The following is a 22061-nucleotide window of genomic DNA, read 5'->3' on the forward strand; positions in this document are numbered from 1 at the left end:
TGTTGGTTATCCTGCAAAGGGACTAACTATGATGAATCATATAAAGTATTAAATAAGTAAAAATTATATTCAAATCTTTAATAAATGTCTTTCTTTAACGGTTACTTTAGTTTGAAAAACAATTAAAAAGTCGAATTTCTTATTTAAGGAATTCGACTTTGTTATGTTAAAACTGGATTAAAGGTTCGCCTTATTAAAATGTAGGGGTAATACAGTGATAGCTATTAAATGTTAAACGTACCATGAAAATTTTGAAAAAAAATTGAAGGGAAATGATAAAAGACTTGAGTCGGAGGTAGTGGAGGATAACTATGGCTATGAATGGGAGTACTACTGGGGTGTGTACCATGATGCCAAAATGATGGGGTAACTTGACCGGGAATTTGATATTGCTGCCAAGTTGCGGGAAGTTCAATTCCTACATCGGAGCTAGCTGTATGAACTGCAGGAACATGTATCCCAGGAGTCGAAGGAACTACGGCAGTTACTCTTAATAATACCCACATAAAATATTCACTCCTAAGTTGTGTTAATAAATTAGTATATTCTTTTCACACGTATAAAGGTACATATATAGGACTTTCGTTTAAAATATGCGTACAAAGTCTTAAGACTAATGTAAGCTGATGGTGGACTATTTAATATGAAAAGATACGTCTATTTGAGGAGGGAAAAGAGATAAAAAAAATATACAATGAGGGTGTTAATCGTAATATTTTACGAGTGTATGGAGGTATTTTTATGGAACGATTATGGACGAAATCATTTATTCAAATGACTTTCGCAATGTTATTTTTATTTACAGGATTTTATTTACTTGTTCCAACGCTCCCGCTCTTTATTAAAGAGATAGGCGGCAATGAATCGCAAGTTGGACTTATGATGGGGATGTTTACAATAGCTGCTGTTGTAATACGACCGATTATTGGAGGAATGTTAGATCAATATGGTAGAAGATCCTTTATTATTTTCGGACTCATCTTTTTTGGCTTAACGATGTACTCCTATAATATAGCATCGACTATTGTCCTTTTAGTTGTTTTACGTGTTATTCACGGAGTAACATGGGCTGTTTCTACAACAGCTGTTGGAACAGCAATAACGGATATTATTCCAGATTCACGCCGCGGTGAAGGTATGGGTTGGTATGGGATGGCGATGACAATTGCAATGGCGATTGGACCTATGATTGGATTATGGGTTGTGCAAAATTATTCATTTGATGGTCTATTTTTATTAGCGACGTTGTTATCTTTTATGGCAGTTGTATTATCATTAATAACGAAGATCCCATTTACGCCACAAAAAGAAAAAGGGAAAATTCAGCTATTTGAGAAATCCGTATTAACAATCACGATTGTAGTATTCTTTTTATCGTTTGCATATGGAGGAATAACAACCTTTTTACCGTTATTTGCATCATCAATTCATGTAAACCCGGGAACTTTCTTTCTTGTATATGCAATTGCATTAACAATTGTAAGACCAATTTCAGGGAAACTATTAGATAAGTATGGAGAAGTATTCATCATACTTCCAGCATTATGTATTACTATTTTAGCTATAGTTGTTTTAACTATCTCAAATGGTTTGATAGGTGTAATTATCGCAGCAACATTATACGGTATTGGATTTGGTTCAGCGCAGCCAGCTTTGCAAGCGGCAATGCTTACAATTGTCGATCCGAGTAAAAGAGGAGTTGCAAATGCTTCATTTTTTACAGCGTTTGATTTAGGAATCGGGTTAAGTGCTATTTTACTTGGAGTTGTTTCACAAATGTTTGGTTATCGTATTTTATTTTCAGGGAGTGCAATTTCAGCATTGATAGCCTTAATTATTTTCGTCTTCTTTGTAAAACAACGATTAGGAAAAAAAGAGTTTGCGTAAACTGGAGGAATAAAGATGAGAATTTCAATTGATCGTAAAGCTCTGCAATGGTTCCAGGAAGAATTACGTATAAAGCACGGTGAATCTGTACGTTTTACTGTAAGGTACGGAGGGGATAGTTCAATTCAGCCCGGATATTCTTTAGGGGTTGTTGCTGAGAAACCCGATGGCGAAATAGTGTCAGTTGAGAAGGAAGGTATTATATTTTTTGTAGATTCTGATGATCTTTGGTATTTTCAAAACTATGATTTATTTGTAAGTTATCATGAGGAAATGGAAGAAATTCAATTTAATTATGTAAAATAATAACTTTATTAAAAAATGAATAAGTTTTATATAAAAATTATATTTAAGAGATAGTGAAATAAAATCATATAGTAACGAGCTGTATTTATGTACAGCTCGTTTTTTCTATTTCTCAAATAAAATTAGAATAATTGTATATTTGGCGGTGTTATATGAAAAATCTTTATATCTTGTTTTTGAAAATACGCAAAGAAGTCTATCCTTTCTTTATAAAATATAAGAATTATTTTCAAAAAATTGTATTGTTACAGTAAGAAAAGTGTAGGAAACTTATCATTATAAAATAAATTGAAATCTTCTAAAAACTCTGATACATTGAAATAGAAATGTAGTTTCACAATATTGTAAAGGCTTACAGTTATGTGCACGAAGATCTATTAGGAATGGAGGAAATAATGATGAAAGCTGAAGAGAAATTTTCCCCGGGATTAGATGGTATAGTGGCAGCGGAGACGAAAATCTCGTTTCTTGACACAGTAAAAGGTGAAATTGTAATTCAAGGGTATGACTTAATCGAACTCTCAAAAACAAAAGAGTATTTAGACATTGTGCACCTTTTATTGGAGGAACACCTACCGAATGAAGATGAAAAAGTAACACTTGAAAAGAAATTAAAAGAAGAATATGCAGTACCAGAAGGTGTATTCAACGTACTAAAGGCATTGCCTAAAGAGACGCATCCCATGGATGGATTACGTACAGGTGTGTCAGCGTTAGCTGGTTACGATAATGATATCGAAAACCGCTCGTTAGAAGTGAATAAAAGCCGAGGGTACAAGCTGTTAAGTAAAGTGCCAAACATTGTAGCGAATAGCTATCATATTTTAAATAATGAGGAGCCAATTGAACCTCTTAAAGAATTATCTTATAGTGCGAATTTCTTCTATATGTTAACTGGTAAAAAACCAACTGAACTTGAGGAAAAGATCTTTGATCGTTCCCTTGTTTTATATAGTGAGCATGAAATGCCAAACTCTACATTTACAGCTCGCGTTATTGCATCAACACAATCAGATTTATACGGTGCTTTAACAGGTGCAGTTGCATCTTTAAAAGGAAGTTTACATGGCGGTGCAAATGAAGCGGTTATGTACATGCTTTTAGAAGCTGGTAATGTTGAGAAATTTGAAGAGTTATTACAGAAGAAACTATATAACAAAGAAAAAATTATGGGCTTTGGACACCGTGTTTATATGAAGAAGATGGATCCAAGAGCACTTATGATGAAGGAAGCTTTAAAACAGTTATGTGATGTAAAAGGTGATTATACACTATATGAAATGTGTGAAGCTGGAGAAAAGATTATGGAAAAAGAAAAAGGAATTTATCCAAATCTTGATTATTATGCAGCTCCAGTATATTGGATGTTAGGTATTCCAATTCAACTTTACACACCAATCTTCTTTAGCTCTAGAACAGTGGGGTTATGTGCGCACGTTATTGAGCAACATGCAAATAATCGTTTGTTCCGTCCTCGTGTAAATTATATTGGCGAGCGACATGTACTTAGTAAATAAGAACAACTGGGGAGTTGTTAGCGCCGCCCGCCAGATGGGTGTTTGACCGACACCCATCATTAATAATAACGAATTTTCGACAGAAAGGGAAGAATAGCATGATTAAAACAAATGAAATTAAGCAAAAAGATGCATTATTAGAAGAGATTACCGATTATGTATTAAATAAAGAGGTTACTAGTGCAGAAGCATTCAGTACAGCTCGTTACGTATTACTTGATACACTTGGATGTGGAATTTTAGCACTGCAATATCCAGAATGTACGAAATTACTAGGACCAGTTGTGCCAGGAACAATCGTGCCAAATGGTACACGTGTACCAGGTACGTCTTATGTACTAGATCCAGTAAAAGGTGCATTTAATATCGGATGTATGATCCGTTGGTTAGACTATAACGATACTTGGCTTGCAGCAGAGTGGGGACATCCATCTGATAACCTAGGCGGAATTTTAGCAGTTGCAGATTATATTAGCCGTGTTCGTATTTCAGAAGGAAAAGAAGCTTTAAAAGTACGTGAAGTATTAGAAATGATGATTAAAGCACATGAAATTCAAGGCGTGCTTGCTTTAGAAAACAGCTTAAACAGAGTTGGTCTTGACCATGTATTATATGTAAAAGTAGCAACAACTGCAGTAGTTGCGAAAATGCTTGGCGGAACACGTGAAGAAATCTTTAATGCATTATCACATGCGTGGATTGATAATTCTAGTCTTCGTACATATCGTCATGCTCCAAATACGGGCTCACGTAAATCATGGGCTGCAGGCGACGCAACGAGCCGCGGTGTTCATCTTGCAATGACTGCTCTAAAAGGTGAAATGGGTTATCCAACAGCATTATCTGCGCCAGGATGGGGATTCCAAGATGTATTATTCAATAAACAAGAATTAAAATTAGCAAGACCACTAGAGTCATATGTAATGGAAAATGTATTATTTAAAGTGTCATATCCAGCAGAATTCCATGCACAAACGGCTGCAGAATGTGCAGTGAAGTTGCATCCGGAAATTAAAGAGAGATTAGATGAAATTGACCGTATTACAATTACAACTCATGAATCAGCAATTCGTATTATTGATAAAGAAGGTCCATTAAATAACCCAGCTGATCGTGATCATTGTTTACAATACATTACGGCAATTGGTTTATTAAAAGGAGATATCGTTGCAGACGATTATGAAGATGCAGTAGCAAACGATCCACGTGTAGATGAATTACGTAATAAGATGGTTGTTGTTGAAAACAAACAGTACAGTTTAGATTACCTTGACCCGAACAAGCGCTCAATCGCCAACGCTGTTCAAGTTCACTTTAAAGATGGCACAGTAACAGAAAATGTGGAATGTGAATATCCACTTGGTCACCGCTTCCGTAGAGACGAAGCAATTCCAAAAGTTGTTCAAAAATTCACTGCAAATATGGCAGGTCATTATTCTAGTAAGCAACAAGAACAAATTCATGAAGTTTGTTTAAATGAAGAAAAACTAGAAAATATGAATGTAAACGAATTTGTAGATCTATTCTTAATTTAATAATAGGGGGGAATTTAGAATGGCTTGGGTTGTGAAAAAGCAGTCAACACAAGAGGAGCTTGCGAATCGATTCCGAGCTTTAGTAGAAGCAAATGAAATTTTGCAAATTCCAGGTGCTCATGATGCAATGGCAGCTCTTGTTGCGAAAAATACAGGTTTTTCAGCTCTTTATTTATCAGGAGCTGCTTATACTGCAAGTAAAGGCTTACCAGATTTAGGTATCGTGACGTCTACTGAAGTGGCTGAGAGAGCAAGAGATTTAGTAAGAGCTACAGACTTACCTGTTCTTGTTGACATTGATACAGGATTTGGTGGTGTACTAAATGTGGCGAGAACAGCTGTAGAAATGGTGGAAGCGAAAGTAGCAGCTGTCCAAATTGAAGATCAGCAATTACCAAAAAAATGTGGACATTTAAATGGTAAGAAACTTGTTACTACAGAAGAATTGGTTCAAAAAATTAAAGCGATTAAAGAAGTTGCACCGAGCTTATACATTGTAGCACGTACTGATGCTCGTGGCGTTGAAGGATTAGATGAAGCAATTGAAAGAGCAAATGCATATGTAAAAGCAGGTGCAGACGCAATTTTCCCTGAAGCGCTTCAATCAGAGGAAGAATTCCGTCTATTTAATAGTAAGGTAAATGCACCTTTGCTTGCGAATATGACTGAATTCGGAAAAACTCCATATTATAGTGCAGAGGAATTTGCGAATATGGGTTTCCAAATGGTTATTTATCCTGTAACTTCACTTCGCGTTGCAGCGAAAGCGTATGAAAATGTGTTTGCTTTAATTAAAGAAACAGGTTCTCAAAAAGATGCACTTTCTAATATGCAAACGAGAAGTGAATTATACGAAACAATTTCATATCATGACTTTGAAGAGTTAGATACTGGTATTGCAAAAACAGTATTATCAGAAGATCAATAGATAAAGCAGCGAAGGCGATGAAAATACATCTTTGGCAAAATAAAATGCTTGATGTGAAAAATCATCGCCTTCTATTTTCAAAAAAGATATTCCACTCATCGTAGACGAGCATAAGCAAAAAGCTATGAAAGCCGAATGATAGGGGGATACATATGGAGAAAACGAAGTTACCATGGGATGAATTTTTTTCACTTAATAAAGATATAAATCATACTTACTTTACACCAGAAGATTTTTCAGGTGATGAAGATTTAATCGCAAAAACGACAGAACAATTCGTTAAACAAGAAATTGTTCCACAAATGGAGAATATTGAACAACATAACTATAAAGTTTCTCGTCAATTATTTGAGAAAGCTGGGGAACTTGGATTATTAGGCATTGAGGTACCAGAAGATTATGGCGGGTTCGAGTTAGGAAAGGCTGTCTCAGGTCTTGTAGCAGAGAAAATGGGTTACGCTGGTGCGTTTAGCGTTTCTTTTAATATACACGCTGGTGTCGGTACATTGCCTTACATATATTATGGAACGAAAGAGCAAAAAGAAAAATATTTACCGAAAATCGCATCGGGAGAATGGATTGGGGCTTATGCTTTAACAGAGCCAAATGCTGGTTCGGATGCATTAAGTGCAAAAACAAGCGCCGTATTGAATGAAGAGGGAACAGCTTGGAAGTTAAATGGTGAGAAGCAATGGATTACAAATGCTCATATGGCAGATGTATACGTTGTTTTTGCGAAGACAAATAAAGGAATGACAGCGTTTATTGTCGAAAGAACATGTGAAGGTGTATCTATTGGATTAGAAGAAAAGAAAATGGGGATTAAAGGTTCTTCAACAGCGACTCTTATTTTAGAAGATGTTGTCATCCCTGCTGATAATGTTTTAGGGGAAGTTGGGAAAGGGCATCACGTAGCCCTTAATATTCTTAACTTTGCTAGACTTAAACTTGCTTTTGGAAATATTGGAACAGCAAAACAAGCAATTGGTTTGTCGGTTCAATATGGAAAAGAGCGAAAACAGTTCCAAACGGAATTAGTAGACTTTACGATGATTCAAGAGAAAATTGCAAATATGATCATTGCTACATATGGAGCCGAAAGTGCAGCTTATCGTACAGCAGGTGTAATCGATGAAGCAATTCATGAGAGCGATGAAGATCTTATGAAGAAAATGTCCCAATTTGCAATTGAATGTGCACTGAATAAAGTAAATGCTTCTGAAACACTTGCTTATATCGTAGATGAAGCTGTACAAATTCATGGTGGTTACGGTTATATGCAAGAGTATGAGGTAGAACGATTATATCGTGATGCAAGAATTAGTCGTATTTTTGAAGGAACGAACGAAATTAATAGATTAACAGTTGCTAAAATGTTAATGAAACAAATCGAACAATTAGAAGACACTGAAGTAGAAAGTAATGTAGCAAATGTAGAAAGAAACCATCGTTACATTTTATTAGCGAAAAAATTGTTGAAACAATCTTTGAAAACGCTCTCTAAAACTCCAGGCCTAAAAATTGACCAAGAACAAGAATATTCACGTGTAATTTCAAATATGTTGACGGACGTGTACGTCATGGAATCAGCGTTTTTACGTACGAGAAAAGCGGTACGTAAAAATGGAGAGGAAAAAGAACGTACGAAGCAACTAATAACGGATGTTATTTGTGAAGAAGGATACCGTAAAGTAGAAGAAGCGGCGATCTCTGTACTTTCAGCGGCTGTTACAGAAGAACAAGATAGACATGTGATTTTAGCTGAAATCCGTCAATTATTAGTGCCTTTATACACGAACGTATTTACGAAGAAGAGAGAAATTGCGAAAGCTATTATAAATCGCGGGAAATATATTGTGTAAATAGGAGGAAAGCGATATGAAAAAGATTGGTTTTATCGGTTTAGGTAACATGGGCCTTCCAATGTCAAAAAATCTAGTTAAATCAGGTTACACAGTATATGGCGTGGACTTAAATAAAGAGGCGGAAGCGTCCTTTGAAAAAGAAGGCGGAATTATCGGTCTATCAATCTCAAAACTAGCAGAAACATGTGATGTAGTTTTTACAAGTTTACCTTCACCTCGCGCTGTTGAAGCGGTATATTTTGGAGCTGAAGGATTATTTGAAAATGGTCACTCGAATGTAGTTTTCATTGATACAAGTACGGTATCGCCGCAGTTAAACAAACAGTTAGAGGAAGCTGCAAAGGAAAAGAAAGTAGACTTTTTAGCAGCACCTGTGAGCGGTGGTGTAATCGGAGCCGAAAACCGTACATTAACGTTTATGGTTGGTGGATCAAAAGAGGTATATGAGAAAACGGAATCTATCATAGGCGTACTAGGCGCGAACATTTTCCACGTTAGTGAGCAGATTGATAGTGGTACAACTGTTAAGTTAATTAATAACTTATTAATTGGTTTTTATACAGCTGGTGTGAGTGAAGCTTTAACATTAGCGAAAAAGAACAATATGGATTTAGATAAAATGTTTGATATTTTAAATGTAAGTTACGGTCAAAGTAGAATTTATGAACGTAATTATAAAAGTTTTATAGCACCTGAAAACTATGAGCCAGGATTTACTGTGAACTTATTGAAGAAAGATTTAGGATTTGCAGTTGACTTAGCTAAGGAAAGCGAACTCCATTTACCGGTAAGCGAAATGTTATTAAACGTATATGACGAAGCGAGTCAAGCTGGATATGGTGAAAACGATATGGCTGCTTTATATAAGAAAGTTAGCGAGCAATTAATTTCTAATCAAAAATAAATTATACAAAGGAGAGAATACAATGATTACAACTGAAATTAAACGAGTAAAAAATCACATTAACGGTGAGTGGGTTGAATCGACAGGTACGGAAGTAGAAGCAGTTCCAAATCCAGCGACTGGAAAAATTATCGCTTACGTTCCACTATCTCCAAAAGAAGATGTTGAAAAAGCTGTTGAAGCGGCAAAAGCAGCATTCGAAACATGGTCTAAAGTACCAGTTCCAAATCGTTCAAGAAATTTATATAAATATTTACAGCTATTACAAGAAAACAAAGATGAGCTTGCAAAAATCATTACGCTAGAAAATGGTAAAACGCTAACGGATGCAACAGGTGAAGTACAGCGTGGTATTGAAGCGGTAGAACTTGCAACATCTACGCCAAATTTAATGATGGGTCAAGCACTTCCGAATATCGCTAGCGGAATTGATGGATCAATTTGGCGCTACCCAATCGGAGTTGTTGCTGGTATTACGCCGTTTAACTTCCCGATGATGATTCCGTTATGGATGTTCCCACTTGCAATTGCTTGCGGTAATACATTCGTATTAAAAACATCTGAAAGAACGCCACTTTTAGCGGAGCGACTTGTAGAATTATTCTATGAAGCAGGATTCCCAAAAGGCGTATTAAATTTAGTACAAGGCGGAAAAGATGTTGTAAATAGCATTTTAGAAAATAAAGATATTCAGGCTGTCTCGTTCGTTGGCTCTGAGCCGGTAGCACGTTACGTATATGAAACTGGTACGAAACACGGAAAACGTGTACAAGCGTTAGCAGGTGCGAAAAACCATGCGATTGTAATGCCAGATTGCAATCTTGAGAAAACAGTACAAGGTGTAATTGGATCTGCATTTGCAAGTAGTGGAGAGCGCTGCATGGCATGCTCAGTAGTAGCAGTAGTGGATGAAATTGCTGATGAATTCATTGATGTATTAGTAGCAGAAACGAAAAAATTAAAAGTAGGCGATGGCTTTAACGAAGAGAACTATGTTGGACCATTAATCCGTGAATCTCATAAAGAGCGCGTTTTAGGCTACATTAATAGCGGTGTAGCAGATGGGGCAACTTTATTAGTAGATGGCCGTAAAATTAATGAAGAAGTTGGAGAAGGTTACTTTGTAGGTGCGACAATCTTTGATGGCGTGAATCAAGAAATGAAAATTTGGCAAGATGAGATTTTTGCTCCAGTATTAAGCATTGTACGAGTTAAAGATTTAGAAGAAGGTATTAAACTAACAAATCAATCTAAATTTGCAAATGGTGCAGTTATTTATACGTCAAACGGTAAACATGCACAAACGTTCCGTGATAATATCGATGCTGGTATGATCGGTGTAAACGTAAACGTTCCAGCACCAATGGCATTCTTCGCATTTGCAGGAAATAAAGCGTCATTCTTTGGTGATTTAGGTACAAATGGTACAGATGGCGTTCAATTCTATACACGTAAAAAAGTTGTAACTGAGCGCTGGTTTTAATATAAAATAAACAGTCAAATTAGTTATTAAATGAAAACCACCACTATTAATAGTGGTGGTTTTCATCTTGTTAATTACTTTTTTCAAAAGCAAGTTTAATACCAAAACCAATTAAGACGACTCCCGTTAACCCTTGAATATAACGTTGCGTCTTCGGTTTTTTCATAAAAGCACTAATTTTATCAATTAAAAATATATAAAAAGCGAACCAAATGGCTGTTAAAACGAGGTAAGTAAGGCCCATTACGAGTAGTTGGATAAACGTATTATGATTTGGATTTAAAAATTGCGGTAAAAACGTTAAAAAGAATACTGCAACTTTAGGGTTTAATAAATTCGTAAGAAACCCTTGTCGAAAGCAAGAGGTGTGTTCATCTTCATTATTCAAAGATATATCGTTCGTATCAATGCCTTCTTTATTTCTTACTGCTAAAAGTGCTTTAATACCAATATAAATTAAATATAGAGCCCCAACGTACTTGAAAATAGAAAATAAAAGAGCTGACTTTACAATAAGTGCAGAAAGACCAATTACAGCAGCTAAAGTATGAATTAATAGTGCAACACATGTACCAAACACTGTTTTTACTCCGCCGACTTTACCAGCAACTAATGTATTTTTTGTAGCCATTGCTGTATCAGGACCAGGTAAAATAATAAGACAAATAGACATAATGATGAAAAGAAAATAATTTTCAATCATAGTCGCTCCTCCTTTTTTATTTTTAGAATATTTGATTAAAAATAGTGTAGCATATATTTGGATTTAATAAAATTAAATTTTATTAAAAATCATTAAATAAAAAAGGCTATATAGTAGCTGTAATTACACTACTATATAGCTTCGATTTTATACTGCTATTTGCGGGTAGTAAGATTTTCACCGCACAAGATTTAGCTGAAGCAAAGAAGTTAGGTGGGGGATGAACGAGACACCCCCTCATGACAGTTTCATTTTATGCATTAAGTAAGTTAAAGAAACGATTCACATCTTCTTCTGAAACGTCACTTAACTGTTTATATTTATAATTCGGATTTTGATCTTTATCAACGACAACGGAGCGTACTCCTTCGAAGAAATCTTCATGTCTCATGAAATTTTTAGCAAGTATAAGGTCCGTAGCGAAACATTCTTTAACGGATTTATCTTTTCCATCAATAAACTGTTTTAATGTTACTTTTAGTGAAATAGGGGATTTTGATAACAGTGTTTCTTTCATTTTTAGAGCAAAGGAACTTTCATCTTTCTCCAATGAATGGATGATTTCTTCAATTGTATCGAAAGCAAAATGTGAATTGATTACTTCTATTGAAGGAGCAAGCTCGCTTTCTAAGTTTGGAGCAGTTGCAAATGTACGAATAACTTCTTTTAAATTAGTATGTACATCATCTTCTTTATGCCAATTTACACTTTCAAGTTCAGTAAGAAACTTTGGTAATGAATCAGATGTCATAAAGTAATCAGCAGCATTAATAAATAATACGTCAGAAGCTTTTAAAATAGATGCTGTTAAAGCAACGAATCGTCCTGTATATCCAGGCGCTTTATTTAAGAAATATGCAGCTCCGACGTCTGGGAAGAAGCCGATATTCATCTCTGGCATTGCCCATTTCGTACGCTCAGTTACAATGCGATACTTCGCACCATTTGTAAGACCGACACCACCACCCATTACAATTCCATCTAAACAAGCAATAATCGGTTTTGTATATTGATAAATATATGTATCAATTTCATACTCTTCTTCAAAAAAACGTTCTGCATGTTGCAATGCCACTTCATTGGAACGCGCTTCATAAAGAGTTTTAATGTCGCCGCCTGCACAAAAACCTTTTGTGCCAGCTCCTTTTAACACGATAAGTGCAATACGCTCATCGTGTTCCCATTCTTTCAGTTTTTGTCCGATAGGCTGTAACATGTCATAAGATAAAGAATTAAGTGCTTTTGGACGGTTTAAAGTAATTGTCGCAACGCCGTTTTCACTAACAGAAAATAAAACGTGTTCAGTCATAATGCTTCCTCCCTTACATATCTTCTTATTCTTAATTCTTGATATGTACTGAAATGTCCTTTATAAATTTTGTCAAAAGTTGACGGTAAATATTAATTTGGTCACTGCATATTTTGACGAGTTATCTTTGCAGGATTTCAGAGACTGAGGGGGAATATTACAACATTACTGTAAGTGTAATTATTTGAAGTTATAATGATAAAAGCGCTATTATATAGGTGTGAAATGTTCATTATCAATTCTAAAAGTGTGTTTGAAGAAAAAATAAATCGTACAATTGTAATAAAAAATTTTACACTGAATTAGAAATAGAGAAAGGAGAAATCGGAATGCCAGGACCTTTACTATTGTCGGTTATTATTTTGTCTTTTTTAATGATAGGAATAACGCAGTATTTTCATCATACAGATACGACAGAAGAAGTGAAGGATAAAGTACGTCTCGTATTTCCGATTTTTATAATATCTATTTCATTCTGTATTTTATTAAATAAAGATGGGTACATTGTCGCAGTGTTCTCATTTTTCGTCGCAATCGTTTTAATTACCGTTTTATATTATGTAATGAAAGACTTTATACAAAAATAAAGATGTCATAATAGGCATTTTTATTTTGGGGAAAATATAAAATTTCACATACCGTATTTTATATAAAATACATAAAACATATAACAATAGAAAAGTGTGTACTTTGCTGTGTATGTACTTGTCAATCTTGCATAGCCACTATACTATTAAAATGTAGAGATTATAAAAAGGGGTTGTATCTATCATGAAATTTGAGATGCACACAAAAATTATTTCAAATGAAAAAGAAGTAAGATTACATATTGAAGAAAATATATTTCAATTAATATTGGATGGTTATCACTTATTTACAGTTCAAGAAATATTGCCTTTATATAAATCAAATGAAGAAAGAATTGGAAGTGCAACGATATTGAAGCTAGAGTGGGAGAACGGAAAAACTACAATAAACTATCAACTCGTTTCACTAAAATCAGTAAATTAAAAGGAGTAGAAAAATATGAAGTTATTTCATACAGCGGATTGGCATTTAGGTAAGCTTGTTCATGGCGTGTATATGACTGAAGACCAAAAGATTGTATTAGATCAGTTTGTACAGGCTGTTGAAGAAGAAAAACCAGATGCTGTAATTATTGCAGGGGATTTATATGATCGAGCAATTCCACCTACAGAAGCAGTAGACTTATTAAATGATGTGCTGCAAAAAATAGTTATTGATTTACAAACACCAGTTATTGCAGTAGCTGGTAATCATGATAGTCCGGATCGTATCCATTTTGGAAGTAGTTTAATGAAAAAACAGGGCTTACATATTGCAGGTCAATTTCAATTCCCGTATGAACCTGTTGTACTAAATGATGAATATGGAGAGGTTCACTTCCATCTAATACCGTATGCAGACCCAAGCATAGTGAGGCACGTGTTAAAAAATGAAGACGTACGTTCTCATGATGATGCGATGCGCATTTTTATGAATGAGCTCTCTGAAACGATGGATAAAGAAGCTAGACATGTATTTGTTGGACATGCATTTGTAACTTCTTCAGGAGAAGCGGAGGAGAATACAAGTGATGCAGAACGACCACTTTCAATTGGTGGTGCTGAATATGTAAATAGTCATTATTTTGATAAGTTTCATTACACAGCGCTTGGACATTTACATCAAGCGCATTTCGTACGTAATGAGACGATTCGATATTCAGGTTCACCACTTGCCTATTCAATTTCTGAAGAGAAACATAAAAAAGGTTATTACATTGTAGAACTGAATGAAACTGGTGAAGTAGCAATTGAAAAAAGGTTACTTTCACCACGTCGCAAAATGCGAACAGTAGAAGCGAAAATAGATGAATTATTACAGCACCCAGTAAGTGAAGATTACGTATTTGTAAAATTATTAGACGAAAACCCCGTCTTACAACCAATGGAGAAAATACGATCTGTATATCCAAATGCAATGCACGTTGAAAGAGCGATGCAAAGGCGAGAACTAACAGATACAAATGAAGTAACTGTTTCAAGACATAAAACGGATGATTTATCTCTTTTAAAGGCTTTCTATAAAGAAATGAAAGGGTTAGATTTATCAGAAGAGAAAGAACGCCTATTTATAGATGTATTACAAACAGTGCAAGAACGGGAAGGTGAACGAGGATGAGACCGATTCAGCTTATTATGACAGCATTCGGGCCATATAAACAGAAAGAAGTAATCGATTTTGAAGATCTTGGAGAACATCGTATTTTCGCTATTTCTGGGAATACAGGAGCTGGAAAAACAACGATTTTTGATGCGATTTGTTATGTGTTATATGGTGAGGCTAGTGGAGAAGAACGTAGTGATACGAGCATGCTTCGAAGTCAATTTGCTGATGATAATGTTTATACAAGTGTTGAACTAACCTTTCAGTTAAAAGGGAAACGCTATGAAATAAAACGACAACTTGGACATAAAAAACAAGGGAACAAGACGATCACAGGACATGCAGTAGAATTATATGAAGTAATTGATGAAGAGAAGGTTCCAGCCGTTGATCGTTTTCATGTAACGGATGTAAATAAAAAAGTAGAAGATTTAATTGGTTTAAGTAAACATCAATTTAGCCAAATTGTTATGTTACCCCAAGGGGAATTCCGAAAACTATTAACATCTGAGACGGAAAACAAAGAAGAGATCTTACGTCGTATTTTTAAAACGGATCGTTATAAGTTAATGCGTGAGTTACTTGACCAAAAACGAAAACAATGGAAAGACGTCTTACAAGAAAAGCAGAAAGAGCGAGAGTTATACTTCCGCAATGTTTTTAAATTACCAATCCGTGATGGAGCATTATTAGAGACTTTAGTGGAACAAGAACATGTAAATACGCATCAAGTAGTAGAAGCATTAGAACAAGAAACAGCTGTGTATAAGGCAGAGGTTGAGCAATTACAAGTAGAACAAGATGTTCAAACGAAGCAATTAAAAGATGCTGAAACACGTTTTCATGCAGCGAAATCTGTAAATGATAAATTTATAGATTTACAACAAAAGAATGAGAAATATAACACTTTACAAGAGAACCGTGCAGCAATTGAAAGGAAAGAAAAATTCTTTAAACGTGCGGAACAAGCAAAGCGCTTATTACCATTTGAACAATGGTATGAAGAAGCGATGCAAAATGAGCAGAAAGCTGAAAGTTTGTTAAAACAGATAATTGTCAAACAAGAACAGATAATGAATAGTTTTGAACTTGCTCAGGAGAAGTATGAAGTAGTAAAGAATAAAGAAGCTGAACGAGAAGAGGCTAAAAAACTTGTTCAAAGATTAGAAGAGTTACAAGCGATTATTGCATCATTAGCTGAGAGAAAGTTGAATTTACAAAATGCCGAAATTCAAATAGGGAAATTAAAAGAAAGTATGCAAAAGTTGGATCAACAACTAGAAGAACATACAAACCAAAAACAGAGAATGTCTGATGAAATGCAGCAATTAGAACAAGCACTTGAGCAATATGTAGCTAAAGTGGAAGAACTAACGAATATGCGAGAAGATGCAAAAGTTTTAAAGCAAGCATATGATGTTTGGCAAGAAAAACAAAAATTCGAGCAAGAAAAAGAAGCGGCAAATAATAAAATGCAAGTGGCAGTTCGTGCATATGAAAACATGGAGCGCCGCTGGTTAAGTGAACAAGCTGGTATATTAGCTCGTCATTTACATGACGGTGAATCTTGTCCGGTATGTGGTAGTACGAATCATCCTCAAAAAGCTACAGAGCAAAGTAATGCGATCGATGAAAAAGAGTTAAACGATTTAAGAGATAAGAAGAACATTGCTGAAAAATTCCATGTGCAAGTAGAGGAGAAATGGAATTTCTATCGACTACAATATGAACAAGTGATAGAAGAAGTTGTGAAGCGTGGCTATAACTCCGAAAAATTAGTTGAAACATATAGTGCACTTGTTCAAAAAGGAAAACAATTAGCAGCAGACGTTAATACGTTAAAAGCAAGTGAAGAAACACGTAAGCAGATTGCTGCGAACATGAAAAGCGTAGAAGAAAAAATAGAAGAACTTCAGAAACAAAAACGAGAAGTGGAAACAATGCAGCACCGTACAGAAATCGAGTGTATGCAACTTCGTACGTCATATGAACATGATAAACGAAATATTCCAGAAAACTTACAAACAGTACAAGCTTGGAAAGCACAGTTTAATCAAGCTATGCAGGAACTTAGGTTAATGGAGGACGAATGGAAGAAAGTCCAGGAAGCGTATCAGCATTGGCAAAATGAAAATATACGTATTCAAGCTGAACAAAAAGGTGCTTCTAATCAATTTGAAAGTGCAAAATTAAAGAAAGAAGAGACTTTCGCACGCTTTATGAAAGAGCTAGAACAAAGCGGGTTTACAGATCAATTCACGTATAAAGAAGCCAAATTAAGCGATGCCGAGATGGAGATGTTACAAAAAGAAATTCAAGGTTATTATTCATCGCTTGAAGTACTTGCAAAACAAATTGAAGAGTTAAACTCAGAATTAAAAGATAAAGAGTATATGGATATTACATCTTTAGGTGAACACATAAAAGATCTAGAAATTAATCTCGATATAATTAAAGAAAAACGTCAACGTGCGCAAAATGCGGTAACATATATTTCTGATTTACATGAAAACATTAGACGTATTGACGAACAAATTCACGAGGAAGAAAAAGCCTTCCAAGAACTAGTTGATTTATATGAAGTAATGAAAGGTGATAACGAAAGTCGTATATCATTTGAACGTTACATCTTAATTGAGTATTTAGAACAAATTGTTCAAATCGCAAACGAACGACTACGTAAATTATCAAATGGACAATTTTATTTAAAACGAAGTGAGCGAGTTGAAAAAAGAAACCGCCAAAGTGGATTAGGTTTAGATGTGTACGATGCATACACTGGCCAAACGCGCGATGTAAAAACATTATCCGGCGGAGAGAAATTTAACGCATCACTTTGCCTAGCGCTAGGAATGGCAGATGTCATTCAAGCATATGAAGGCGGTATTTCCATCGAAACGATGTTCATCGATGAAGGGTTCGGTTCATTAGATGAAGAATCATTAACGAAAGCAGTAGATGCCTTAATTGACCTACAAAAATCAGGCCGATTTATCGGTGTCATTTCACACGTACAAGAGCTGAAAAACGCAATGCCAGCTGTATTAGAAGTAACGAAGCAGAAAGATGGATGTAGTCAGACTAGGTTTGTGGTGAAGTAAGCTTAGAGAATGGAGTAGGGAATCTACCGATACTTTTAGTCTCGTATGTAATAAAATAAAACGTCGTCTCTTCATTGGAGACGACGTTTTATTTATATATCTATGAATTATCGGAAGAAGGCGGCGTATTCTCCAAACGATTATAAGCTTGAAAAGCTGAAATTGCCGATATAGCCCCGCCTACTAAAAATAAAGTCGATCCTCCAACTAAGATGATATGACTGACATATGTTTCCGGTGCTTCTTCGACTTCTTCTTGTAACGCTGTAGGCATATGAATTCCCCTTTATAAAAGTTGCTTTATTTCGCTATTTGCCGTGCAGTAAGACGCCCATCTCAAAATTCAGCGGAAGCAAAGAAATTATGAGGGGGGCAGGTTGCCCGTAAAAGCACGATTGGTGAGGGCTGATTAAAGTTTTACTTTATAAATAGTATATACAAACGCCTAAAATGTGTTAAAATAACTGATGATTTTATGCAGTGAGTAATTAGATGAGTAGGATGCGAGTGGCTAAATAAATCTTCATCACAAATTTATGTGAACTTCACATAGAGCACATATTAACATTGTATTATGTATATGTACCAAATAAATAAATAAAGTGAATGTAAGTTCTGTTTTCAAAAATTTAAAATCCTTTTATTTCTATATAAAAGTTTTAATCAAGGGTTTTAAAAAATTTGGAAATAGATCTTATGAATATGGAATTCATATAAAAGGGGAATGTCTTATGACAACATATACGAGTGAAATGAGAAAAACTTTAGTTTCAGAAGAAGATGTAGATATTTTAAAAATTATGGCGCATCCAATCCGACTGCAAATTGTAAATGAATTAAGTACGAGAAAAACTTGTAATGTAACACAATTAACAGAGTTACTGAATATTCCGCAATCTACTGTTTCACAACATTTATCAAAAATGAAGGGTAAAGTGTTACGAGCAGAGAGAAGAGGTTTAGAAATTTATTATCATATTAACAATTTAAAAGCGAGTAAGATTGTTAATGTTTTAGGGTATATAAACTAGTGAAATATTTTTATATAAAATAGCCCCTGCTGTTGAGCAGGGGCTATTTTGTGTTGTTTTATGTATTTGTATTTAAAACTTTATAGTTTTTATGATTTACAATTGTTCGATCAAATTCAAAAGTACCACCGCTTACATTTGTAATTTCAACTAAGACCGATTCAGTATAAAGTTTTAATACAGATCCTGTAATCTTTAAATTATTTCGTTGAAAAAGTATAGTATCCCCTATGTTTGCTTTCATAGTACCTCCTCATTAAAGACAGAAATTTTTTATTATATATATTAAACCACGGATAGATATATTAGTGAATATTTAGTTTTATTTATCAAAAAAATATTTGTTGTCTATGTGTGCAGAATTAAAAGAGGTTTTAACAAGACGTATTAAAAATGCTTTCATTATGATGGAATTTGTTTGTTAAATCTTCACATTTTAATAAACAATTATAAGCGTATAAAGAAAGTCAGGCTTTTGAATTGACTTAATAAAACCGTTTCTTTAATAAATAGTTTTTTGTATTTCGTCCTTCATTTTCTGTAACTGATTCCATGTTTTTGACGCTCTATCTTGTAAGTGCTTACATAAATGAAAACATCTTATACAATGAAGGTGTCAAATCAAAAGAGGTGACCAAAATGAACATAAAAAAAGTAAATTTAGCGAATAGCATTGAAATAGAAAGAGGGGGCGGAAAGATATGAAAAAATCAACTGTTAATCCATGGCTTGTTGTCCTTGGCACAGTTATAGTACAGATGGGGCTTGGGACGATATATACATGGAGTTTATTCAATCAGCCTTTAGTTAGTAAATATGGTTGGAGTCTTAACGCTGTTGCGATAACTTTCTCAATTACTAGTCTTTCTTTAGCATTTTCAACTTTATTTGCGAGTAAATTGCAAGAAAAATGGGGACTTCGTAAACTTATTATGATAGCTGGATTAGCATTAGGACTAGGATTAATACTTAGTTCACAAGCATCCTCACTAATATTATTTTATGTACTAGCGGGAGTTGTTGTAGGTTATGCAGATGGTACAGCATATATCACTTCACTATCAAATTTAATAAAGTGGTTTCCAGAGCGTAAAGGTTTAATTGCTGGTATTTCTGTCTCTGCATATGGTTCAGGTAGCTTAATCTTTAAATACGTTAACGCACAGTTGATTGAATCAGTTGGTGTATCCCAAGCATTTATATACTGGGGTTTAATTGTTACAGCTATGATTGTAATTGGTGCTTGTTTAATCCATCAAGCTGCAGATCAAGGAGCAGTTCATGAAACAAAAACTAAGGAATACACAACGAAAGAAATGTTAGGCACAAAACAAGTATACTTATTATTTATCATGTTATTTACATCATGTATGAGTGGCTTATACTTAATTGGTATGGTAAAAGACATTGGTGTTCAACTTGTAGGACTTAGCGCAGCAACAGCAGCTAATGCGGTGGCTATGGTTGCAATCTTCAATACATTAGGTCGTATCATTTTAGGACCATTATCGGATAAAATTGGGCGTTTAAAAATCGTTACTAGTACTTTTGTTGTTATGGCGAGTTCAGTCTTAGTTCTAAGTTTTGTAGATTTAAATTATGGTATTTACTTCGTATGTGTAGCAAGTGTAGCGTTTTGCTTTGGTGGAAATATCACTATTTTCCCAGCTATTGTTGGTGATTTCTTCGGTATGAAAAACCATAGTAAGAACTACGGAATTGTGTATCAAGGGTTTGGATTTGGGGCGCTTGCAGGTTCCTTTATCGGTGCACTTCTAGGTGGATTCAAACCAACGTTCATGGTAATAGGTGTATTATGTGTCGTGTCATTCATTATCGCAATTTTAATTCAAGCACCTAAGCAGAAAAAAGAAAAAGAAGAAGAGTATCGCAGCGTAGCATAAGTATACAAATCTTCTATAACACTATGATTACGAAAAAGCATCCTATTCTATTAATTAGGATGCTTTTTTTATGAGTTATTTTAACAAGGTTAAATTACTTTTGGGATTTTTATAGATGTAAAAGTGAGTGGAATACCCATTTGGAATATAATAAATTGATACATCGTATTCGAAATATATATTAAATCTTAAATGACAAAAAAGACATTCATTAGTATTTGTAAGATATATTTTCAGAAAAATATTGAGAAAATATATACTTGAGTTTTTCATAAAGCATTGTAAATGAACGTATCTCTAGTTTAGTTTCTTCAATTTTAAAAAGAGGACTTTGAATTTTATTTATAATATAAGTACTTTTAATGCGTTTACATATGATTTTATTAAGAAGCATTAAAATGGTTTATCTGAAAAATAAAAAAAGATTGACAAATTTATTGAGAAACATTATCATTTCGGTGTAAGATGGTAAATGAAAAACATTATCAATAAAATGGATTTTAAAGTAATGCGCACTTGACCAATTAGTTTAGTAAGTGTATTATTTTTTACAACACAACTGATAATGAAAATCAATATCATCGGTGTTACTTAATGAAATTAATGTTTATGTGAAAGGATAGAGAAAATGAACTTAGGGGAATTTGATGGGCAAACAGTTTTAGTAACAGGTGCAGCACAAGGCATAGGCAGTGTCGTTGCCAAAATGTTTTTAGAAAGAGGAGCCAAAGTTATTGCGGTTGATCAAAATGAAGAGGGGTTAAATGTACTCTTAAATCAAAATGAATTAAATAATACACGTATGAAAACGTTTCGTTTAGATGTGAGTGATAGCGCCGCTGTTGAAGACATGGTAAATCATATTACAAATGAAATAGCGCCAATAGATATTTTAATAAATGTTGCAGGGGTTTTACGTATGGGACCAATTCATTCGTTAAGTGATGAAGATTGGAATAAAACATTCTCTGTAAATACGACAGGGGTTTTCAATATGTCCCGAGCGGTAAGTAAAAATATGATGTTAAGAAAATCGGGGGCAATTGTTACAGTCGGTTCAAATGCGGCAAATACGCCAAGAATGGAGATGGCTGCGTATGCTGCGTCAAAGGCCGCAACGACGATGTTTATGAAATGTTTAGGACTAGAGCTTGCGGCATACAATATACGCTGCAACTTAGTTTCTCCAGGTTCTACTGAAACTGAGATGCAAAGATTACTATGGGCTGATGAGAATGGAGCTAAAAATATAATTGCTGGTTCTCAAAATACATATAGACTCGGAATTCCATTACAAAAAATTGCACAACCTTCAGAAGTTGCTGAAGCAGTGTTATTTTTAGCCTCAGATAGAGCGAGTCATATTACAATGCACAATTTATGTGTCGATGGCGGTGCTACGTTAGGAGTTTAATAAAA

The 22061-nt window shown here is 34.6% G+C and carries 20 protein-coding genes; 15 read left to right on the forward strand and 5 right to left on the reverse strand.

The genetic code is table 11. From position 1 onward, the window contains the following. Window positions 1-224 precede the first annotated feature (224 nt). Entirely contained in the window at window positions 225-506 is a 282-nt protein-coding gene (locus AXW78_RS11160) for a hypothetical protein (RefSeq protein WP_000270088.1), read from the reverse strand. A gap of 235 nt (window positions 507-741) precedes the next feature. Here AXW78_RS11160 and AXW78_RS11165 point away from each other — a divergent pair, with 235 nt between their 5' ends. The 8 genes from AXW78_RS11165 to AXW78_RS11200 all read left to right on the forward strand — a co-directional run bounded on the left by AXW78_RS11165 (window position 742) and on the right by AXW78_RS11200 (window position 10425). Next, a complete protein-coding gene (locus tag AXW78_RS11165; RefSeq protein ID WP_061884128.1) occupies window positions 742-1887 on the forward strand; it encodes an MFS transporter in 1146 nt (381 codons plus the stop codon). Window positions 1888-1902: 15 nt separating this feature from the next. Beyond that, window positions 1903-2193, forward strand: coding sequence for a HesB/YadR/YfhF family protein (locus AXW78_RS11170; protein WP_001222842.1), 291 nt, complete (start codon window positions 1903-1905; stop codon window positions 2191-2193). 395 nt (window positions 2194-2588) lie between these two features. Beyond that, the gene (gene mmgD / locus AXW78_RS11175) at window positions 2589-3710 is read left to right on the forward strand and encodes a citrate synthase (protein ID WP_002041090.1); all 1122 of its coding nucleotides are present in this window, start codon (window positions 2589-2591) and stop codon (window positions 3708-3710) included. Window positions 3711-3808: 98 nt separating this feature from the next. Further along, window positions 3809-5245, forward strand: a complete 1437-nt coding sequence (gene prpD, locus AXW78_RS11180) for a 2-methylcitrate dehydratase (RefSeq protein WP_000598123.1) — start codon at window positions 3809-3811, stop codon at window positions 5243-5245. A gap of 19 nt (window positions 5246-5264) precedes the next feature. Beyond that, window positions 5265-6173 carry a methylisocitrate lyase gene (gene prpB / locus AXW78_RS11185; protein WP_000312639.1) on the forward strand — a complete coding sequence of 303 codons (909 nt, stop codon included), beginning with the start codon at window positions 5265-5267 and terminating at the stop codon, window positions 6171-6173. 152 nt (window positions 6174-6325) lie between these two features. After that, window positions 6326-8035 (forward strand): acyl-CoA dehydrogenase FadE, encoded by a 1710-nt coding sequence (locus tag AXW78_RS11190; RefSeq protein ID WP_000415987.1) that lies wholly within the window; start codon window positions 6326-6328, stop codon window positions 8033-8035. A gap of 16 nt (window positions 8036-8051) precedes the next feature. Beyond that, window positions 8052-8942 carry an NAD(P)-dependent oxidoreductase gene (locus AXW78_RS11195; RefSeq protein WP_061884129.1) on the forward strand — a complete coding sequence of 297 codons (891 nt, stop codon included), beginning with the start codon at window positions 8052-8054 and terminating at the stop codon, window positions 8940-8942. 22 nt (window positions 8943-8964) lie between these two features. Further along, window positions 8965-10425 carry a CoA-acylating methylmalonate-semialdehyde dehydrogenase gene (locus AXW78_RS11200; protein WP_000633347.1) on the forward strand — a complete coding sequence of 487 codons (1461 nt, stop codon included), beginning with the start codon at window positions 8965-8967 and terminating at the stop codon, window positions 10423-10425. Between the two features lie 70 nt (window positions 10426-10495). On the opposite strand, the gene AXW78_RS11205 is transcribed toward AXW78_RS11200, so the two are convergent. Beyond that, window positions 10496-11128: a LysE family translocator gene (locus tag AXW78_RS11205; RefSeq protein WP_000572334.1), complete on the reverse strand. Its 633-nt coding sequence runs from the start codon at window positions 11126-11128 to the stop codon at window positions 10496-10498. Between the two features lie 253 nt (window positions 11129-11381). Beyond that, complete coding sequence (locus AXW78_RS11210; protein WP_061884130.1) at window positions 11382-12437, reverse strand: enoyl-CoA hydratase/isomerase family protein; 1056 nt, start codon at window positions 12435-12437, stop codon at window positions 11382-11384. Window positions 12438-12766: 329 nt separating this feature from the next. Here AXW78_RS11210 and AXW78_RS11215 point away from each other — a divergent pair, with 329 nt between their 5' ends. The 4 genes from AXW78_RS11215 (at window position 12767) to AXW78_RS11230 (ending at window position 17707) form a co-directional block, all read left to right on the forward strand. Beyond that, window positions 12767-13024: a hypothetical protein gene (locus tag AXW78_RS11215; protein ID WP_001119404.1), complete on the forward strand. Its 258-nt coding sequence runs from the start codon at window positions 12767-12769 to the stop codon at window positions 13022-13024. A gap of 184 nt (window positions 13025-13208) precedes the next feature. Then, a complete protein-coding gene (locus AXW78_RS11220) occupies window positions 13209-13448 on the forward strand; it encodes a DUF2584 family protein (protein ID WP_000667346.1) in 240 nt (79 codons plus the stop codon). A gap of 15 nt (window positions 13449-13463) precedes the next feature. Further along, complete coding sequence (locus AXW78_RS11225; protein WP_000765150.1) at window positions 13464-14621, forward strand: exonuclease SbcCD subunit D; 1158 nt, start codon at window positions 13464-13466, stop codon at window positions 14619-14621. Next, window positions 14618-17707, forward strand: a complete 3090-nt coding sequence (locus AXW78_RS11230) for an AAA family ATPase (RefSeq protein ID WP_001247455.1) — start codon at window positions 14618-14620, stop codon at window positions 17705-17707. Before AXW78_RS11225 ends, AXW78_RS11230 begins: the two co-directional genes overlap by 4 nt. A gap of 100 nt (window positions 17708-17807) precedes the next feature. On the opposite strand, the gene AXW78_RS34365 is transcribed toward AXW78_RS11230, so the two are convergent. Continuing rightward, on the reverse strand, window positions 17808-17981 hold the full coding sequence (locus AXW78_RS34365; RefSeq protein ID WP_001141665.1) for a hypothetical protein: 174 nt from the start codon (window positions 17979-17981) through the stop codon (window positions 17808-17810). A 457-nt stretch (window positions 17982-18438) separates the two neighbouring features. Between AXW78_RS34365 and AXW78_RS11240 the strand changes: the two genes are divergently transcribed. Continuing rightward, window positions 18439-18738, forward strand: coding sequence for an ArsR/SmtB family transcription factor (locus AXW78_RS11240; protein ID WP_000214801.1), 300 nt, complete (start codon window positions 18439-18441; stop codon window positions 18736-18738). A gap of 58 nt (window positions 18739-18796) precedes the next feature. On the opposite strand, the gene AXW78_RS11245 is transcribed toward AXW78_RS11240, so the two are convergent. Then, window positions 18797-18982, reverse strand: a complete 186-nt coding sequence (locus AXW78_RS11245) for a YkvS family protein (RefSeq protein ID WP_000646581.1) — start codon at window positions 18980-18982, stop codon at window positions 18797-18799. Window positions 18983-19439: 457 nt separating this feature from the next. On the opposite strand from AXW78_RS11245, the gene AXW78_RS11250 reads away from it, so the two are divergent. Beyond that, entirely contained in the window at window positions 19440-20642 is a 1203-nt protein-coding gene (locus AXW78_RS11250) for an L-lactate MFS transporter (RefSeq protein WP_000750122.1), read from the forward strand. 628 nt (window positions 20643-21270) lie between these two features. Then, window positions 21271-22056: a 2,3-dihydro-2,3-dihydroxybenzoate dehydrogenase gene (gene dhbA, locus AXW78_RS11255; RefSeq protein ID WP_001048435.1), complete on the forward strand. Its 786-nt coding sequence runs from the start codon at window positions 21271-21273 to the stop codon at window positions 22054-22056. Window positions 22057-22061: the final 5 nt, after the last annotated feature.

The sequence above is a fragment of the Bacillus thuringiensis genome, from assembly GCF_001595725.1.
Taxonomy (GTDB): domain Bacteria; phylum Bacillota; class Bacilli; order Bacillales; family Bacillaceae_G; genus Bacillus_A; species Bacillus_A thuringiensis_K.

Bases quoted from the DNA above. Each gene is read 5' to 3' on its own strand.
- AXW78_RS11240 (WP_000214801.1), top strand. From the start codon at position 18,439: ATGACAACATATACGAGTGAAATGAGAAAAACTTTAGTTTCAGAAGAA.
- AXW78_RS11230 (WP_001247455.1), top strand. From the start codon at position 14,618: ATGAGACCGATTCAGCTTATTATGACAGCATTCGGGCCATATAAACAG.
- AXW78_RS11160 (WP_000270088.1), bottom strand. From the start codon at position 506: ATGTGGGTATTATTAAGAGTAACTGCCGTAGTTCCTTCGACTCCTGGG.
- dhbA (WP_001048435.1), top strand. From the start codon at position 21,271: ATGAACTTAGGGGAATTTGATGGGCAAACAGTTTTAGTAACAGGTGCA.
- AXW78_RS11165 (WP_061884128.1), top strand. From the start codon at position 742: ATGGAACGATTATGGACGAAATCATTTATTCAAATGACTTTCGCAATG.
- AXW78_RS11225 (WP_000765150.1), top strand. From the start codon at position 13,464: ATGAAGTTATTTCATACAGCGGATTGGCATTTAGGTAAGCTTGTTCAT.
- AXW78_RS11200 (WP_000633347.1), top strand. From the start codon at position 8,965: ATGATTACAACTGAAATTAAACGAGTAAAAAATCACATTAACGGTGAG.
- AXW78_RS11250 (WP_000750122.1), top strand. From the start codon at position 19,440: ATGAAAAAATCAACTGTTAATCCATGGCTTGTTGTCCTTGGCACAGTT.
- AXW78_RS11210 (WP_061884130.1), bottom strand. From the start codon at position 12,437: ATGACTGAACACGTTTTATTTTCTGTTAGTGAAAACGGCGTTGCGACA.
- AXW78_RS11195 (WP_061884129.1), top strand. From the start codon at position 8,052: ATGAAAAAGATTGGTTTTATCGGTTTAGGTAACATGGGCCTTCCAATG.
- AXW78_RS11215 (WP_001119404.1), top strand. From the start codon at position 12,767: ATGCCAGGACCTTTACTATTGTCGGTTATTATTTTGTCTTTTTTAATG.
- AXW78_RS11205 (WP_000572334.1), bottom strand. From the start codon at position 11,128: ATGATTGAAAATTATTTTCTTTTCATCATTATGTCTATTTGTCTTATT.
- AXW78_RS11190 (WP_000415987.1), top strand. From the start codon at position 6,326: ATGGAGAAAACGAAGTTACCATGGGATGAATTTTTTTCACTTAATAAA.
- prpB (WP_000312639.1), top strand. From the start codon at position 5,265: ATGGCTTGGGTTGTGAAAAAGCAGTCAACACAAGAGGAGCTTGCGAAT.
- AXW78_RS11245 (WP_000646581.1), bottom strand. From the start codon at position 18,982: ATGAAAGCAAACATAGGGGATACTATACTTTTTCAACGAAATAATTTA.
- AXW78_RS11220 (WP_000667346.1), top strand. From the start codon at position 13,209: ATGAAATTTGAGATGCACACAAAAATTATTTCAAATGAAAAAGAAGTA.
- AXW78_RS34365 (WP_001141665.1), bottom strand. From the start codon at position 17,981: ATGCCTACAGCGTTACAAGAAGAAGTCGAAGAAGCACCGGAAACATAT.
- mmgD (WP_002041090.1), top strand. From the start codon at position 2,589: ATGATGAAAGCTGAAGAGAAATTTTCCCCGGGATTAGATGGTATAGTG.
- prpD (WP_000598123.1), top strand. From the start codon at position 3,809: ATGATTAAAACAAATGAAATTAAGCAAAAAGATGCATTATTAGAAGAG.
- AXW78_RS11170 (WP_001222842.1), top strand. From the start codon at position 1,903: ATGAGAATTTCAATTGATCGTAAAGCTCTGCAATGGTTCCAGGAAGAA.